This window comes from Sorangium sp. So ce693, assembly GCF_051521375.1.
GTDB lineage: Bacteria > Myxococcota_A > Polyangia > Polyangiales > Polyangiaceae > Sorangium > Sorangium atrum.
The window spans coordinates 6,792,697-6,807,008 of record NZ_CP150347.1; the positions used below are offsets into that span (position 1 = coordinate 6,792,697).

12 protein-coding genes are annotated in these 14,312 nt (G+C 72.3%); 8 read left to right on the forward strand and 4 right to left on the reverse strand.

The annotated features are described in order from the left end of the window. Window positions 1–90: 90 nt before the first annotated feature. The gene (locus WMF14_RS25195) at window positions 91–777 is read right to left on the reverse strand and encodes an SMI1/KNR4 family protein (RefSeq protein WP_437790112.1); all 687 of its coding nucleotides are present in this window, start codon (window positions 775–777) and stop codon (window positions 91–93) included. Window positions 778–904: 127 nt separating this feature from the next. Here WMF14_RS25195 and WMF14_RS25200 point away from each other — a divergent pair, with 127 nt between their 5' ends. The 6 genes from WMF14_RS25200 (at window position 905) to WMF14_RS25225 (ending at window position 6,933) form a co-directional block, all read left to right on the forward strand. After that, entirely contained in the window at window positions 905–1,168 is a 264-nt protein-coding gene (locus tag WMF14_RS25200) for a hypothetical protein (protein ID WP_437790114.1), read from the forward strand. Continuing rightward, window positions 1,165–2,781 carry a hypothetical protein gene (locus WMF14_RS25205; RefSeq protein WP_437790116.1) on the forward strand — a complete coding sequence of 539 codons (1,617 nt, stop codon included), beginning with the start codon at window positions 1,165–1,167 and terminating at the stop codon, window positions 2,779–2,781. The genes WMF14_RS25200 and WMF14_RS25205 overlap by 4 nt, the downstream gene beginning before the upstream one ends. 85 nt (window positions 2,782–2,866) lie before the next feature. Further along, a complete protein-coding gene (locus WMF14_RS25210; RefSeq protein ID WP_437790118.1) occupies window positions 2,867–4,276 on the forward strand; it encodes a hypothetical protein in 1,410 nt (469 codons plus the stop codon). Window positions 4,277–4,296: 20 nt separating this feature from the next. Beyond that, entirely contained in the window at window positions 4,297–5,670 is a 1,374-nt protein-coding gene (locus WMF14_RS25215) for an FAD-dependent oxidoreductase (RefSeq protein ID WP_437790120.1), read from the forward strand. 76 nt (window positions 5,671–5,746) lie between these two features. Next, entirely contained in the window at window positions 5,747–6,313 is a 567-nt protein-coding gene (locus WMF14_RS25220; protein WP_272093411.1) for an FMN-binding protein, read from the forward strand. Then, the gene (locus WMF14_RS25225; protein ID WP_437790122.1) at window positions 6,310–6,933 is read left to right on the forward strand and encodes a hypothetical protein; all 624 of its coding nucleotides are present in this window, start codon (window positions 6,310–6,312) and stop codon (window positions 6,931–6,933) included. Before WMF14_RS25220 ends, WMF14_RS25225 begins: the two co-directional genes overlap by 4 nt. A gap of 67 nt (window positions 6,934–7,000) precedes the next feature. On the opposite strand, the gene glgB is transcribed toward WMF14_RS25225, so the two are convergent. After that, complete coding sequence (gene glgB / locus WMF14_RS25230; protein WP_437790124.1) at window positions 7,001–9,247, reverse strand: 1,4-alpha-glucan branching protein GlgB; 2,247 nt, start codon at window positions 9,245–9,247, stop codon at window positions 7,001–7,003. Between the two features lie 337 nt (window positions 9,248–9,584). Here glgB and WMF14_RS25235 point away from each other — a divergent pair, with 337 nt between their 5' ends. Then, entirely contained in the window at window positions 9,585–11,165 is a 1,581-nt protein-coding gene (locus WMF14_RS25235; protein ID WP_437790126.1) for an aldehyde dehydrogenase family protein, read from the forward strand. A gap of 191 nt (window positions 11,166–11,356) precedes the next feature. Here the strand turns inward: WMF14_RS25235 and mgtE are convergent, their stop codons facing one another. Together mgtE and WMF14_RS25245 are read right to left on the reverse strand one after the other, a co-directional pair. After that, window positions 11,357–12,670, reverse strand: a complete 1,314-nt coding sequence (gene mgtE / locus WMF14_RS25240; RefSeq protein WP_437790128.1) for a magnesium transporter — start codon at window positions 12,668–12,670, stop codon at window positions 11,357–11,359. A 151-nt stretch (window positions 12,671–12,821) separates the two neighbouring features. Further along, on the reverse strand, window positions 12,822–13,118 hold the full coding sequence (locus tag WMF14_RS25245; protein WP_437790130.1) for a hypothetical protein: 297 nt from the start codon (window positions 13,116–13,118) through the stop codon (window positions 12,822–12,824). Window positions 13,119–13,246: 128 nt separating this feature from the next. On the opposite strand from WMF14_RS25245, the gene WMF14_RS25250 reads away from it, so the two are divergent. Continuing rightward, window positions 13,247–14,071: a TSUP family transporter gene (locus WMF14_RS25250; protein WP_437790132.1), complete on the forward strand. Its 825-nt coding sequence runs from the start codon at window positions 13,247–13,249 to the stop codon at window positions 14,069–14,071. Window positions 14,072–14,312: the final 241 nt, after the last annotated feature.

Consider the following 14,312-nt stretch of genomic DNA (forward strand, 5'->3'; position numbering starts at 1 on the left):
TCTGCGACGGTCGCGCACGAGCGCGCCCTGGTCGCGGGACGCAGCCTTACGCGGGCGTCGCAGCGGCCGGGCTCGGGGGGCGAGGCTCGCTCAGCCGGTGAGCGCGCTCCGCAGGAGCGGGCGAGGTGCAGGTGTGAGCGGCACCGCCACCGCGCGCACGCGGCTCCGCGACGCGACCGCGCCGCGCGCGAGCGCCGCGGGCTCGATCTGCGCGACGGCGCGCCTGCGGCGATCGTCCAGCTCCGCGGCGAGCATGTCCTTCACCATGTCGAGGAGCTCCGGGAAGCCCGACAGGCGCAGCCCGACGTCGTTCGTCCAGAGGATGATCTCGAGCTCTCCGTCAGGCGTCCTCGCCTCGGGATCCCACGCGAAGACCGTCTCGGCCGCCGCGTCGATGCCGAACGGGACGAGCGCGCTCCGCGCGCCATAGCGGCCGCGCACGGTCGCCGACGCGCCGTCGCGCTCGCCCGCGCCGCGCACCTCTTCGCCCTCGCAGTGCTCGAGCACCATCCGCCCGACGTCCATGTACGAGCCGCGCGCGAGCGCGCGCACCCCGAGCAGGCTGGCGCCGGCGAACAGCTGCGGCCAGCCGTCGTGCCGCGAGAGCAGCTCCCGATAGCTCGGCGGCAGCGCCATCCCGAGGCGCCGCTCGACGCCGGCGATCGCCTCCTCGGAGGCCCCGGCCGGCGGCGCGATCGGCATTCCCCGCCGTGGATCCATCCGCGCGAGCTCCAGCTTGAGCGCGCGGATGCGGTGCATCGACTCGAGCCACTCCATGCGCGCGACCCTACGCGCGCGGCGCCGGAAGGAGCAAAAAACGAGCGACGCTCCGCCCCGCCGCGCAGGCGCAACCCGGGGGACACACGCGCTTGACAGTCATTGGGGTCAGCGGCACGGTGCTTGCGTGGCTGGCTTGGGCTCCTGGGCATCGCTTCGCTCCGCGTTCGTCGTGGCGGGCGCCACGTTCGTCGTCGCGTCGCTCGCGACCGCGTGCCTCGACTACGCGGGCGAGGAGCTGTTCGATCAGTGCGACACGCCGGCGGCGCCGCTCCCCGGCTCGGGGTCCGGCTCGGGCGCCACCACGAGCGCCGGCGCGGCCAGCGTGGATCAGCCGGACTGCGGCGCGCCGACGCACGCGCCCGGCTCGGGATCCGGCTCGGGCTCGTGAGGGAGGAGCGGCGCGAGCTGCTCGCGCTCGCCGCGCTCACCGCCGCCGCGCTCGCCTCGCGCCTGCTCTTCCGCATCGATCACGACGAGGACATCGACGCGCTCCGGTTCGCGCTCGGCGTGGAGCGGTTCGACGTGGCCGAGCTCCGCCCGCACGCGCCGTACTACCCCGTGTTCGTCGCGGCGGCGAAGGGGCTCGCGCTGCTCGGCGCGACGCCGCGCGCGGCGCTCGCCCTCGTCAGCGCCGCGTCGGGCGCGGCCACCGTCGCCTTCACCGCCCTGCTCGCGCGCGACGTCGCCGGGCCGCGCGCAGCGGTGTTCGCCGGGGTCCTCGCGCTCGCGTCGCCGTTCCTCTGGCTGTCGTCCGAGAAGCTCCTCAGCGACATGGCCGGCACCGCGACGGTGACCGCGGCGCTCTGGCTGTGCGCCCGCGCGAGGCGCCTCCGCGGCGCGCAGATCGCCGCCCCGGCCGCGCCGCTGGAGACCGCCGCGGAGGCGCGCGCGGCGCGCACGCGCACCTGGGCGCTCGTGCTGCTCGGCGTCGGGCTCGGCGTGCGGCTCTCGTACTTCCCGTTCGCGCTGGCCTGCCTCGCCGTCATCGCCCGCGGCGAGGGCGGCCGCCTCGCGTGGCTCGCGCGCGGCCGCGACCTCGCGGCCGGCGCGCTCGCGTGGCTCGTGCCGCTCGTGCTGATCGCGACGCCGCGCGACCTCGTCGCGACGACGTGGGTCCAGGGGCTCGGGCATTTCACCCGCTGGGGAGGGACGGCGATCACCGTCTCGTCGCCGCTCGATCGTCTCCGCGGCGTGATCTGGGGGATCTGGGCCAACGGGCTCGGCGGAGCGTGGCCTGACGCGCCGGCGGCGCGGTGGCTCGGCGCGCCGCTCCTGATCGCGCTCCTCGCCGCCGGCGCGCTCCGCGTCGCGCCGCTCCAGCGGGCCGCGCGCGCGCTGCGCGAGCAGCCCGAGCTCTGGGCCTCCGCGTTCGCTTACTTCCTCTGGGCGCTCCTCGGGCAAAACATCGCCTACAAGCCGCGGCACTGGCTCCCGCTCGTCCCGCTCCTCCTCGTCGCCATGGCCGCCGGCGCAGCGGCCCTGTCGGCGGCGCGCCCCGCGGCGGAGGGCGCTGCGCGCCGGCGCGCGCTCCGCGGCGCCGCGCCCTTCGCCGTCGTCGCGGCCCTCGCGGCGCAGTGGCTCGCCGACGCGATCTCGCTCGCTCGCCAGCACGAGGCGCCCTCGCCGGCGGCCGCGCTCGTGCGCTTCCTCCGCGACGCCGGCGCGCCGCCGCGCCCGGTGCTCACGCGCGACCTGGACCGGATGATCCAGGAGGGCGCGCCGGGCCGGTTGCCGGTGCGCGTCCGCGACGACGCCGCGCTCGTCCGCGGCGTCGAGCAGGCCGGGCCGGGAGGCGCGCTCATCACCAGCGAGGCGCTGTCGCAGGAGGCGCGCGACGCGCTCGCACGCCGCGGCTACACGATCGCGATCCGCTTCGCGCGCCCGCGCTCGCGCTACGTCGACGCGCTCTGGAGCGACCTCGCCCTGCTCGAGGCGCTGCCCGCCGGACCTCCGGCAGGCGGCGCGCTCTCACGCGCGCCGCGCGGCGCGCCCCCTCGCTGAAAACGAGGTTGACCTCCGTTTTCAAGGGGGCGAAGACTCACGCCCCTCCGGGCTCCCGGTCCTCGTCATGAAAGCGATCTCGTCCTTGTGGCCTCGCTCCGCGGGCGTCGTCCTCGGCGCGCTGCTGCCCTTCGCCGCCGCTGCGCAGCCCGCGCCTGCCGCGCAGCCCGCGCCCGCCACGCCGCCCGCGCTTGCCGCGCAGCCGGCGCCCGCCGCCCAACCCGCGCCCACCGCCCAGCCCGCGCCGGACGGCCCGGTCCTCGACCTGCCGCCCGAGCACGCCGCGCCGCCGCCGGAGCCCGGGAAGCCCGCCGTCGGTCTCGGCGCCGGAGAGGCGCCCGAGCACGAGCTCGTCCGCGGCCTGACCGAACAGCGGTTCCGAAGCGCCGGAGCGAGCGCCAGCAGCACCTCCGTCGGCGGCTACGGCGAGGTGCATGTCCGCGGCACGACGACCGGCCGCGAGGGCGAGCGCGCGTGGGTCGCCGACATCCCCCGGCTCGTGCTCTTCGTGGCGCACGAGTTCACCGCCGACATCCGGTCCTATGTCGAGCTCGAGGTGGAGCACTCGATCTCCTGCGCGAGCTGCCCGGGCGCCGCGGAGCTGGAGCAGGCCTACATCGAGTGGAACGCCGTAGGCCGCGCCCTCGGGCTGCGCGCGGGCCTCGTGCTCGTCCCGATGGGGATCATCAACCAGTGGCACGAGCCGCCGGTGTTCCACGGCGTGGTCAGGCCCAAGGTCGACACCCTCGTCATCCCCTCGACGTGGCGCGAGATCGGCATCGGCGCGTTCGGGCAGCCGCTCGACTGGCTGCGCTTCGAGGCCTACGCCATGACCGGCCTCGATCCGCTCGGCTTCCGCGCGGGCGGCCTCGCCGGCGGGCGGCAGAACGGCGGGCTCGCCCGCGCCAACGCGTGGGCGGCCGTCGCGCGCGTCGAGGCCGAGCCGCTGCTCGGCGTCGTCGCAGGCGCGTCGGTGTACGCGAGCGACGCTGGCCCGAACGGCGAGGGCAAGTTCTTCCTTCGCGATGGCACCCCGGTGGATCTCTCGGTCCCGGTCCTCGGCTGGTCGCTCGACGCGCGCTGGCGCAGGAGCGGCCTGGAGACGCGGGTCCTGTTCGCCGAGTGGCACCTGCCCGAGGCGCGCGCCCTGATGGTCTCGTTCAACGAGAGCGGCGCGCCGAACTTCATCGACCCCACGAGCCCCGTGGCCACCCGGATCCGCGGCGGCTATGTCGAGGCCGCGTTCGACGTGCTCCGCCCGCTCGGCGTGGGCCACGAGCTCCTGCCGTTCGCGCGCGTCGAGGCGTACGACACGCAGTCGGCGGTGCCCGAGGGCTACAAGGCCAACGCCTCGTACGGCGTCCGCGAGCTCACGCTCGGCGCCTCGTACCGGCCGACCCAGGGGGTCGTCGTGAAGGCCGACTACCAGCTGCGCGACCGCACGCTCGGGTTCGATCAGACGCAGCTCAACCTCGGCCTCGGGTTCATGTACTGAGCGCCGGACGCGGGCACGCCATGTCACTCCGCCCAGACGACGCCGGGCCCGAGCGCCTCGTGGTCGGCGCCGGCATCTCCGGCCTCTACGCCGCGCTGCTGCTCGCGCGGGCCGGCCGGCGCGTGCGCCTCCTCGAGCGCGCGGCGCGGGCCGGCGGGCTCGCCGGCGCCGAGACGTTCCGCGGCCTGCCGTGCGATCTCGGCTCGCACCGGCTCCACCCGGCAGCCCTCGATCAGCCTCTCTTCCGCGAGGTGCACGCGCGCTCCCCGTTCCTCTCGCGCCCCCGACGCGGGGTGCTCGTGCTCGGCGAGCGCCACGTCCCCTACCCGCCGAGCGCGCCCTCGATGCTCCGCGCGCTCGGCCTCCGCGCCGGCGCCGCCATGGGCCTCGGGTTCGTGGCGCAGCGCGGCCGCCGCGCGGCCTTCGCCCGCTGGGAGCACGACCGCGCCCGCGCCGGCGACGACGTCGGCTTCGAGCGGTTCGTGCGCGACCGCGTCGGAGCGGCGGCCTACGCGTCGTTCTACCGGCCGTACGCCGAGAAGGTCTGGGGCATCCCGCCGTCGGAGCTCTCCCAGACCGTCGCGAAGAAGCGGATCAGCACGACGAGCCCGCTCGCGCTGTTCAAGGGGCTCGCCCGCGGTCGCGGCGGCGCCGCGGCGGATCTCGCGCGGTTCATCTACCCGCCGGCGGGCATCTCGTCCCTCATCACGTACCTCGAGGCGCGCCTCGCCGAGGCCGGCGTCCGGGCCGAGTGCGGGACCGCCCTCGGCCTGGCCGGGGCGGGCGCGCGCGCCGGCGCGGCGCCGATCCTGTTCGCCGGTGATCTCGCGGATCTCGTGCCCGACGCGCCCCTCGAGCACCGCGGGCTCTACCTGGTCTACCTGGCGTATCCGCGCGCGCGGCTCGGCGCCCCGGAGACGTACTACTGCCCCGACCCGCGCTTCTGGTTCGGCCGCGTCTCCGAGCTGCAGAACTACGCGCCCGATCTCCGCCGCCCGGGAGAGACGGTGCTGTGCGTCGAGATCCCCGAGGGGGCCTGGGGGAGCGGGCGCGACTTCGCCTCGGGCCCGCCGCTCGAGGCGCTGCTCGACCAGCTCGTCCGCGCGGGCATCGCCCCGCGCGGGGTGGCGCCGCTCGAGGCCCGGCAGCGCTTCGTGCCGCGCGTGTACCCGCTCTACCGGCGCGGCTGGCTGCGGGACTGGCGAGCCGCGATGCGCCGCGCCGCCGCGCTCGGCGTGGTCCCCTTCGGGCGGCAGGCGCTCTTCCTGCACTGCAACCTCGATCACTGCGCCGCGATCGCGGCCGACGCGGTGGCGCACGTCGAGGCCGGCCGCAGCCCGGAAGCGTGGGCGCTGAACGCCGAGCGCTACCTGGACGTGCAGGTGCGCGACTGACGCCCGCGCCGCCGGATCCGCGGCCCAAACGCCGTTGACTTTGACTTTCACGAATGACAGCTTCGTCGGAGCCTTGATGCGTCCTTCTCGTGACCTTCGCACCGCCCACTTCGCCGCAGCGGCGGCGCTCACGTTCATCCTGGCGGCGCTGCCCGCCCACGGCGCGACGTACTGGACGGTCCCCGCTGTCCTGAAGAGCTTCTTCGCGAGCTCGAAGAAGGTCGGTTATCGCAAGGTCGTCCTCGGCGACGGGGAGGCGCAGGAGCTCGGCAAGAAGCTGGGGGCGCCGGTCAAGCGCGAGTGGGTGGTGTACGTCGCGGAGTCCGACGGCAAGATCGACGGCTACGCGATCAAGGACGAAGAGAAGGGGATGCACGAGCCGATCGACTTCGCCGTGCAGTTCTCGACGGCCGGCGCGGTGGAGCGCATCGAGATCCTCGAGTACCGCGAGGCGTACGGCGACGAGGTCCGCGGCGATCGCTTCCGCGCCCAGTTCCGCGGCAAGACGGCGGGCGACCCGATCACCGCGGGCAAGGACATCGACATCGTGTCGGGCGCATCCATCTCGTCCCGCTCCGTGGCGCTCGGCGTCAAGCGCGACGCGCTCGTCCTCCAGCTCGCGCTGAAGCGCGGCGGTCTGTGAGGGATTTCACAGCTTCAGCCGGTCGGCTGAGGTCGCTCTCGCTCGGCGCGAAGCTCCTCTACTCGGCGTTCGCGCTCGCGTCGGTCATCGGGCTGCTCGTGTCGTGGCGCCTCTACGGGGCGATGGTGCAGGACGCGGGGGCTGCCGCCTACTACGCGGGCGCGGCGATCGCCGTGCCGCCGCCTGCCCCGACCGAGGCACCCGCCGCGGCCGGGGGGCCCGCGCTCGATCTGGGCCCGGAGCTCGAGCTCCCCGGAACGCCGGAGCCGCCGCGCGTCCTGGTCGAGCAGATCTCCGAGCGGAAGCTGCTCGAGGTGACCCATTTTCACCTCTTCTCCGTGCCGGTGTACGTGCTGATCCTCGCGCACCTCTGGCTGCTCGCGCGCCTGCCGTCGTGGCTCCACACCGCGGGCGTCGCGGCGGCTGTCGTCGCGAGCGGGCTGCACATCGCGGCGCCCTGGCTCATCCGGAGCGCGCCCGGCGCCGCGGCGCTGATGCCCATCTCCGGCGTGGCGATGCTGCTGTCGCTCGGCGCCATGGCGGTCGTCTCGACCGTGGACATGTGGCTGCCAAGGCGCTCGCGGCGAGGCGAGGCAGCGCCGGCGGACGAGGCCCAGTAAACAGGCGCGGAGCGCGCTCGCTCCGACGAGCGAAGGCGCCCTGGGTGCCAGGGCGCCGGACGAGGCCTCAGCCCGGCGCGTCGTGCTCGGGGACGAGCCAGAGCACCCCGAGCGGCGGGAGCGACAGCACGACGGATTGCGGGAACCCGTGGCAGGGGACGTCCTCGACCTGGACGCGACCCAGGTTGCCAACGCCGCTGCCGCCGTACTGGACCGCATCGGTGTTGAGCACCTCCAGGTAGGCGCCGCGCCGCGGGACGCCGATCCGGTACGAATGGCGCGGGACCGGCGTGAAATTGCCGATGAACACGACGTGCGTGCCCGAGGGCGACATCTGATCTCCCGCGCCGTCGCCGTAGCGGATGAACGAGATCACGGTCTGCATGTGGTCAGTGCAGTCGATCCACCGGAAGCCGTGGTGCTCGTCGTCGAGCTCGTACATCGCCGGATACTTCTTGTAGAGCGCGTTGATCTCCGTCACGAGCCGCTTGAGCCCCGCGTGCTCGGGCACCGAGAGCAGGCCCCAGTCGAGCTCCGTCTTCTCGCTCCACTCGGCGAACTGACCGATCTCGCCGCCCATGAAGAGCAGCTTCTTGCCCGGGTGCGCCCACATGTAGCCGTAGAGCGCGCGCAGGTTCGCCAGCATCTGCCAGTAGTCGCCGGGCATCTTCGAGAGCAGCGCCCGCTTGAGGTGCACGACCTCGTCGTGGCTCAGCGGCAGGAGGAACTTCTCGGAGAAGGCATAGATGAGCCCGAACGTGAGCTGGTGGTAGTGGAAGGCGCGGTGGATGGGCTCGTGCTTGAAGAAGTCGAGCGTGTCGTGCATCCACCCCATGTTCCACTTGAAGTCGAAGCCGAGCCCGCCGACGTACGTCGCGTGGGTCACCGACGGCCAGGCGGTGGACTCCTCCGCGCAGAGGATCGCGCCCGGACAGCGCTCGTGCACCCGGTTCGACAGCTCCCGGATGAAGTCGATGGCCTCGATGTTCTCGCGGCCGCCATACCGGTTCGGCACCCAGTCGCCGCCCTGCGCGGCGTAGTCGAGGTAGAGCATCGAGGCGACGGCGTCGACCCGCAGGCCGTCGATGTGGAACTCGTCGAGCCAGTAAAGCGCGTTGGCCACAAGGAAGTTCCGCACCTCGTGGCGGCCGTAGTTGAAGATGTACGTGTTCCACTCGCGGTGCTCGCCGAGGCGCGGATCGAGGTGCTCGTAGAGCGCCGTGCCGTCGAACCGCCCGAGCGCCCACGCGTCCTTCGGGAAGTGCGCGGGGGTCCAGTCGAGGATCACGCCGATCCCCCGCTGGTGGCAGCGGTCGATGAAGTAGCGGAGGTCGTCGGGATCGCCGAAGCGGCTGGTCGGGGCGAAGTAGCCCGCCACCTGGTAACCCCACGATCCGTCGAAGGGGTGCTCCATGACCGGCATGAGCTCGATGTGCGTGAAGCCGAGCTCGGCCACGTACTCGACGAGGTGATCGGCGAGCTCGCGGTACGTCATCCAGCGCATCCCGCCCTCGTACGGCGGGCCGTCGCCCGGAACGCGCCGCCAGGAGCCGGCGTGGACCTCGTAGATCGTGATCGGCTTCTTGCGGGAGTCGAGCTTGCCGCGCTCCTGCATCCAGTCGCCGTCCTGAAACGAGTAGCGGCTCGTGTAGACGCGCGAGGCGGTGGCCGGCCGGAGCTCCATCGCCTGGGCGACGGGATCGGTCTTCACCGTGATGTGCCCCTCCGGCGTCTTGATCTCGTACTTGTAGAGCGCGCCCTCGCCGAGGCCCGGGATGAAGATCTCCCAGAAGCCCTCGCCCATCCGGCGCATCGCGTGGCGGCGGCCGTCCCATTGGTTGAAGTCGCCGATGACGCTCACCCGCCGCGCGTTCGGGGCCCAGACGGCGAACGACGTCCCGGAGACCCCGTCCACCTCGCGCACGTGCGCGCCGAGGACGCGGTAGAGCTCCCAGTGCCGCCCCTCGGCCAGGAGGTGGCGATCGATGTCCCCGAGCGTCGGCGGCATGGAGTACGGGTCGAGCTCCACCGAGGAGTTGCCGTCCGCGAAGCGGAGCTCGAGCTGGTACCTGAAGCGTCCGTCCGCGGGGTAGGACACGCCGGAGAAGCGCGCCTCGAAGAGGCCCGCGGGGTGGACGCGCTCCATCGGCTGCTTCCGGAGCCTGGGGTCGGCCGGGACCACCGCGAGCTCGGTGGCGTCCGGTCGAAAGACGCGGACCACCAGGTCGTCCTCGTCTTCGTGCGCGCCGAGCACGTGGTGCGGATCCGGATGCTCGACTGCCGCGATGAGATCGAGTTCTCGTTGTTCCAACATGTCGGGGTCCGGCTATAGCGGCTCCTCTCGCCGACGTCATGCCGAGAGTCCGCCCGAGACGCCGACCCGGCTCACCCGGGCACACCGGCGCGGCCCGCGGCGCCGGTCCCCCCTGGCGCAACCACGGTGTGCTCACCATTTGTCCGCAACGCAACAGCGGACGTCGGGGGGCTGGATCGACGGCGCGCATGCCGGAGAATCGCCGGGATTCATCGGGAAACAGCGCAAATGCTCATTTGCTGTACCTTCTCGGGAAGGGTAGGGTCCCGGCGTCGAGCAGCGCGCCACGGAGGCCATCTGGCAAGCGACGCGGGCTCGACAGGCGGAGGGATCGAACATGGGTCAGGTGGTGAGCGAGCGCCCGATCGGGGGCAACGGCAGCGGTCCTGGCATGAACGGGCACGGGGGCGGGGCGATCCGCAGCTACGCGCCCGCGACCGGGGAGCTCCTTGGAGAGGCCCCGAACACGAGCGCCGAGGAGGTGCGGGCCGCGGTCGCCCGGGCGCGGCGCGCGCAGGAGGCGTGGGGCGCGCTGCCCGTGGAGGAGCGCTGCCAGCGCGTCCTGCGTTTCCGCGATGCCATCGTCGATCGGACGGACGAGATCGTCGATCTGCTCTCGCGCGAGTGCGGCAAGCCGCGCCACGAGGCGCTCTTGCACGAGGTCCTTGTCGCGGCCGACATGGCGACGTACTTCGCGCAGGTCGCCCCGAAGGCGCTCGAGCCGCACGAGATCAAGCTCCACCTCTTCAAGCACCGGCGCAGCTGGGTCCACTACGTCCCCCGCGGCGTGGTCGGCGTGATCTCGCCGTGGAACTTCCCGTTCCAGCTCGCGCTGCGTGACGTGCTCGCGGCGATCGTCGCCGGCAACGCCGCCGTGCTCAAGCCGAGCGAGGTGACGCCGCTCATCGCGCTCAAGCAGAAGGAGATCTGGGACGGCGCGGGCATGCCCGAGGATCTCTTCCAGGTCGTCACCGGCTACGGGCCGACCGGCGCGGCGCTCATCGACAGCGGCATCCAGATGCTCCTGTTCACCGGCAGCGTCGGCACCGGCAGGAAGGTCGCCGCCGCCTGCGGCGAGCGCCTGATCCCGTGCGTGATGGAGCTCGGCGGCAAGGCGCCGCTCATCGCCTGCGCGGACGCGGACATCGAGCGCACGGCGCAGGCGATCGTCTTCGGCGGCTTCGCGAACGCGGGGCAGGTGTGCGTCGCGGTGGAGCGGGTCTATGCGCACCGCGAGATCCACGACCGCCTGCTCGAGCGGACCGTCGAGATCACGAAGGGGCTGAACCAGGGCGATCCGGGCAAGGAGTTCGTCGACGTGGGGGCGATCATCTTCCCGCCGCAGATCGACGTCGCCGAGCGGCACATCAAGGATGCTGTCGACAAGGGGGCGACCGTGAAGGCCGGCGGCAAGCGCGCGCCGGGGCAGGGCCAGTTCTTCGAGCCGACGGTCCTCGCCGGCTGTGATCACGCGATGACGGTGATGACCGAGGAGATCTTCGGGCCGGTCGTGCCGTTCATGCAGGTCGCGACCGAGGAGGAGGCGATCCGCCTCGCGAACGAGTCGCACCTCGGCCTCAACGCCTATGTCTTCTCGGAGGACACCGATCACGCCCGCCGGCTCGCCGAGCGCCTGCAGGCCGGCAGCGTGCTGGTGAACGACGTGCTCATGAACGGCGCCCTCCCCGACGCGCCGTTCGGCGGCGTCAAGCAGAGCGGCTTTGGCCGGGTGATGGGCGAGGACGGGCTCCGGCAGATGTGCGACGTCAAGCACATCAACGCGGACCGCATCGCGCTGGGATCGAAGGACCCGACCTGGTTCCCCTACACCGCGTCGTCGTACAGCTGGTTCAAGCGGGGCATGCGCGCGCTCTTCTCGAGCGGCAGCTTCCTCCGGCGCATCGGGGAGCTCTTCTAGAGCGACGGTCACCCGCTTCGGATACGGGCCCACCTCGACGTTTTCGGTGCTCAGCGCACCGGAGTGCGCTTGCGCGCCGAAAACGCCGATCTGGGCCCGTCTCCTGTGCGGGAGACCGCCGCTCGCAGAGGTGGGCGGAAACCGCGGTAGAGCGGCGCGCTGTCGGCGGCGTGGCGGGGGAGTCTACGGCGTCACAGCAGGCTCCCCTGGAGGATGACCTGCGCGACGTTGAAGTAGATGACGAGCCCGGAGACGTCGACGAGGGTCGCGACGAACGGCGCGGACGCGCTGGCCGGGTCGAATCCCAGCCGGCGGATCACGAAGGGCAGCATCGCGCCGGCGAGCGTCCCCCAGGCGACGATGCCGACCAGGCTCGCGGCGACGGTGGCGGCCACCTGCAGGTAGTGCTCGCCGTACGTGTGGAAGATCGCCTGCCACACGAGGATGCGGACCAGGCCGATCGTGGCGAGGATGAGGCCGAGCGAGAGGCCGGCGGTGAGCTCGCGGCGGACGATGCTCCACCAGTCCTTGATGGTGACCTCGCCGAGCGCCATCGCGCGGATGATCAGCGTCGTCGCCTGGGATCCGGAGTTGCCGCCGCTCGAGATGATGAGCGGAACGAAGAGCGCGAGCACGACCGCCCTCGCGATCTCGTCCTCGTAATGCCCCATCGCGCTCGCGGTGAGCATCTCGCCGAGGAAGAGCGCCGAGAGCCAGCCGGCGCGCTTCTTCACCAGGGCGACCATGCCGGTCTTCATGTAGGGCGTGTCGAGCGCCTCCATGCCGCCGAGCTTCTGGATGTCCTCGGTCGCCGCGCTCTGGACGACGTCGACGATGTCGTCGACGGTGACGATGCCCTTGATCCGGCCCTCGGCGTCGACGACCGGAATCGCGTTGAGGTCATGCTGCGCGATGACGCGCGCGACCGCCTCCTGGTCCAGCGTATCGGGCACCGAGATGACGTCCCGCCGCATGACCTCGGACAGGGCCTTGTCGCTGCGCGCGGTGATGAGGTCCCGGAAGGACACCACGCCCAGGAGCCGCTGCTCCTGGTCGAGCACGTACGCGTAGTAGATGGTCTCGAGCTGCTCCTGGGCCTGCCGCCGGAGGTACCCGATAGCCTCGCCGACCCTCATGTCGGGCCGCAGCCGCGCGAACCGTGGGCTCATGAGCCCGCCGGCCTCATCCTCGGCGTACGCCATGAGCGCCGCGACCTCGCGCCGCGTCGGCTCGTCCAGCATCTCCAGGAGCGAGGCGCGGAGCTCCTGGGGAACGAGCTGGATCACGTCCGCGGCGTCGTCGGGCGCGAGGAGCCGCATCCAGAGCCTGCGCTCGCCGGCCTTCATCGCGAGGAGGACGGCGGCCTGCTCCTGCTCGGCGAGGCCGAGGAAGAAGCTGTGCGCCTCGCCCCGCTCGAGGTGTTCGACGCCGTCGGCGCGCTCTTCGGGGGACAGCACCGCCCAGATCTCGCCGAGCTCTGCGGCGGTAAGACGGTCGTCGGACATGGGTCACCTCCACGACGAGGTAGCGGGCGAGGAATGCTGGATCGAGGATGTCGAGGCGCGCGACCTGAGGTCCCGCTGCAACACCATGCCCCGGCGCGCCGAGCATCTACCGGCGAGCTCGGCATGCGCAACGGGGATTTTTCGGCTCAGATCAAACCGGCGCAGGCTCGGTGGGCTTGACCTGGACGGGCGCGGGCGCAGGCGGCGCGAGATCGTCCGGCTCGGCGGCGCTTGCCCGGCGCTTCGGGCGGAGCCTCCGCAGGGCGTTGCGGAACGAGGCGACGCTGACGCTGCGCTTCGCCTCGGGGATGTCCCAGCGGGCGTTCACACTGGCGGCGCGCGCCTCGTGCCCGAGCAGCGTAGCGCAGGTCACGATGGAGTTACGAAGCACCATGGCCTCCTCGCGGTTCCGCAGGCCGAGGATGCCGAGCAGGTCATGGCCGCTCACCTCTCCGCGGTGGTGGCGAGCAAGGTGCGCCCGGCCGCGGGTCGACGCGACGACAGGGACGTGACCAAGGGTCCCTGAGGCACAGCGGTTGGCGGGAGCCGACGAGAGGTGCACATTCCGGGAGGGGTATGGCGCGTGACATCCTGATCGCCGTCGTGATCACCGCAGCCATCCAGTCCGTCTTCGGGGTCGGGGTGCTGCTGTTCGGCACGCCTATCCTCCTCCTGCTGGGGTACTCCTTCACCAAGACGCTAACGGTGCTCTTGCCGATATCCATCTCCATCAACCTGCTTCAGATCGCCCAGCACTGGCGCCAGATCGACTGGCCCCTGTTCCGAAGGATCCTTTTGTACACGATCCCCTTCATCGTGGCTTGCCTGGCGCTCGTCACCCGCGTCAAGATCAACGTCGGCTTCATCATCGGTCCGTTCCTCGTAGTCGTCGCCCTCAAGGACTTCTCCCGGCGGATCGGCGCAGCGGTCGAGTCCCTGATGCGCTACGAGCGCACCTACCTCGTCACGATGGGGGTCGTGCACGGCCTTACGAACCTGGGCGGCTCGCTCCTCACCGCGCTGGTGCACGCCAAGAAGTACGACAAGGACGCGACTCGAGTCACAACCGCCATCGGCTATTGTGCGTTCGCCGCATTCCAGATTGCCACGCTGGTGGCCACCGCCGCCCACGCCCCCGTCGACTACGGCGCGCACGCCATCTACGTGGCGACAGGCATCGCCGTCTTCTTGCTGGTCGATCGGCTCGTCTACGTCAGGATCGACAACGCCAGGTACAGGCGCCTCTTCGCGGCGTTCCTCTTCGCCTCGGGGGTCCTGCTGACCTACAGGGCATTCGCCCGCTCGTCTCGACCTGGGCACAGCGGCCTGACATCGGGCGGCTGTGCCCAGGTCGAGACGAGAGCCCCCGCAAGCGCGTTGGACGCGGCCGCAAGCCAGTAGGCATCACGCAGCGGGCGAGCGCCAGCGTCCGACCTCGCGCTGGCGTCCGCCGGAGCCACGGCTCCGGACGGCCGAGCGACCGGCCCCGACGTCCTCGTCAGCGGCGCGGCCGCCTCTCGGCGCCGTATCGGCCGCCGAGCCCGTCAATCTCTCGGATGTACTGGACGCCATCGGGGACGCGCGCCTTCTGGGCGCGGACAGGACGATGTGACGCGTCCGTCAGGGCGGTGTGCTCAGCGTG

Coding starts and splice junctions, on each gene's coding strand:
- WMF14_RS25195 (WP_437790112.1), bottom strand. CDS start 777: ATGGAGTGGCTCGAGTCGATGCACCGCATCCGCGCGCTCAAGCTGGAG.
- WMF14_RS25215 (WP_437790120.1), top strand. CDS start 4,297: ATGTCACTCCGCCCAGACGACGCCGGGCCCGAGCGCCTCGTGGTCGGC.
- WMF14_RS25220 (WP_272093411.1), top strand. CDS start 5,747: ATGCGTCCTTCTCGTGACCTTCGCACCGCCCACTTCGCCGCAGCGGCG.
- WMF14_RS25235 (WP_437790126.1), top strand. CDS start 9,585: ATGGGTCAGGTGGTGAGCGAGCGCCCGATCGGGGGCAACGGCAGCGGT.
- mgtE (WP_437790128.1), bottom strand. CDS start 12,670: ATGTCCGACGACCGTCTTACCGCCGCAGAGCTCGGCGAGATCTGGGCG.
- WMF14_RS25250 (WP_437790132.1), top strand. CDS start 13,247: ATGGCGCGTGACATCCTGATCGCCGTCGTGATCACCGCAGCCATCCAG.
- glgB (WP_437790124.1), bottom strand. CDS start 9,247: ATGTTGGAACAACGAGAACTCGATCTCATCGCGGCAGTCGAGCATCCG.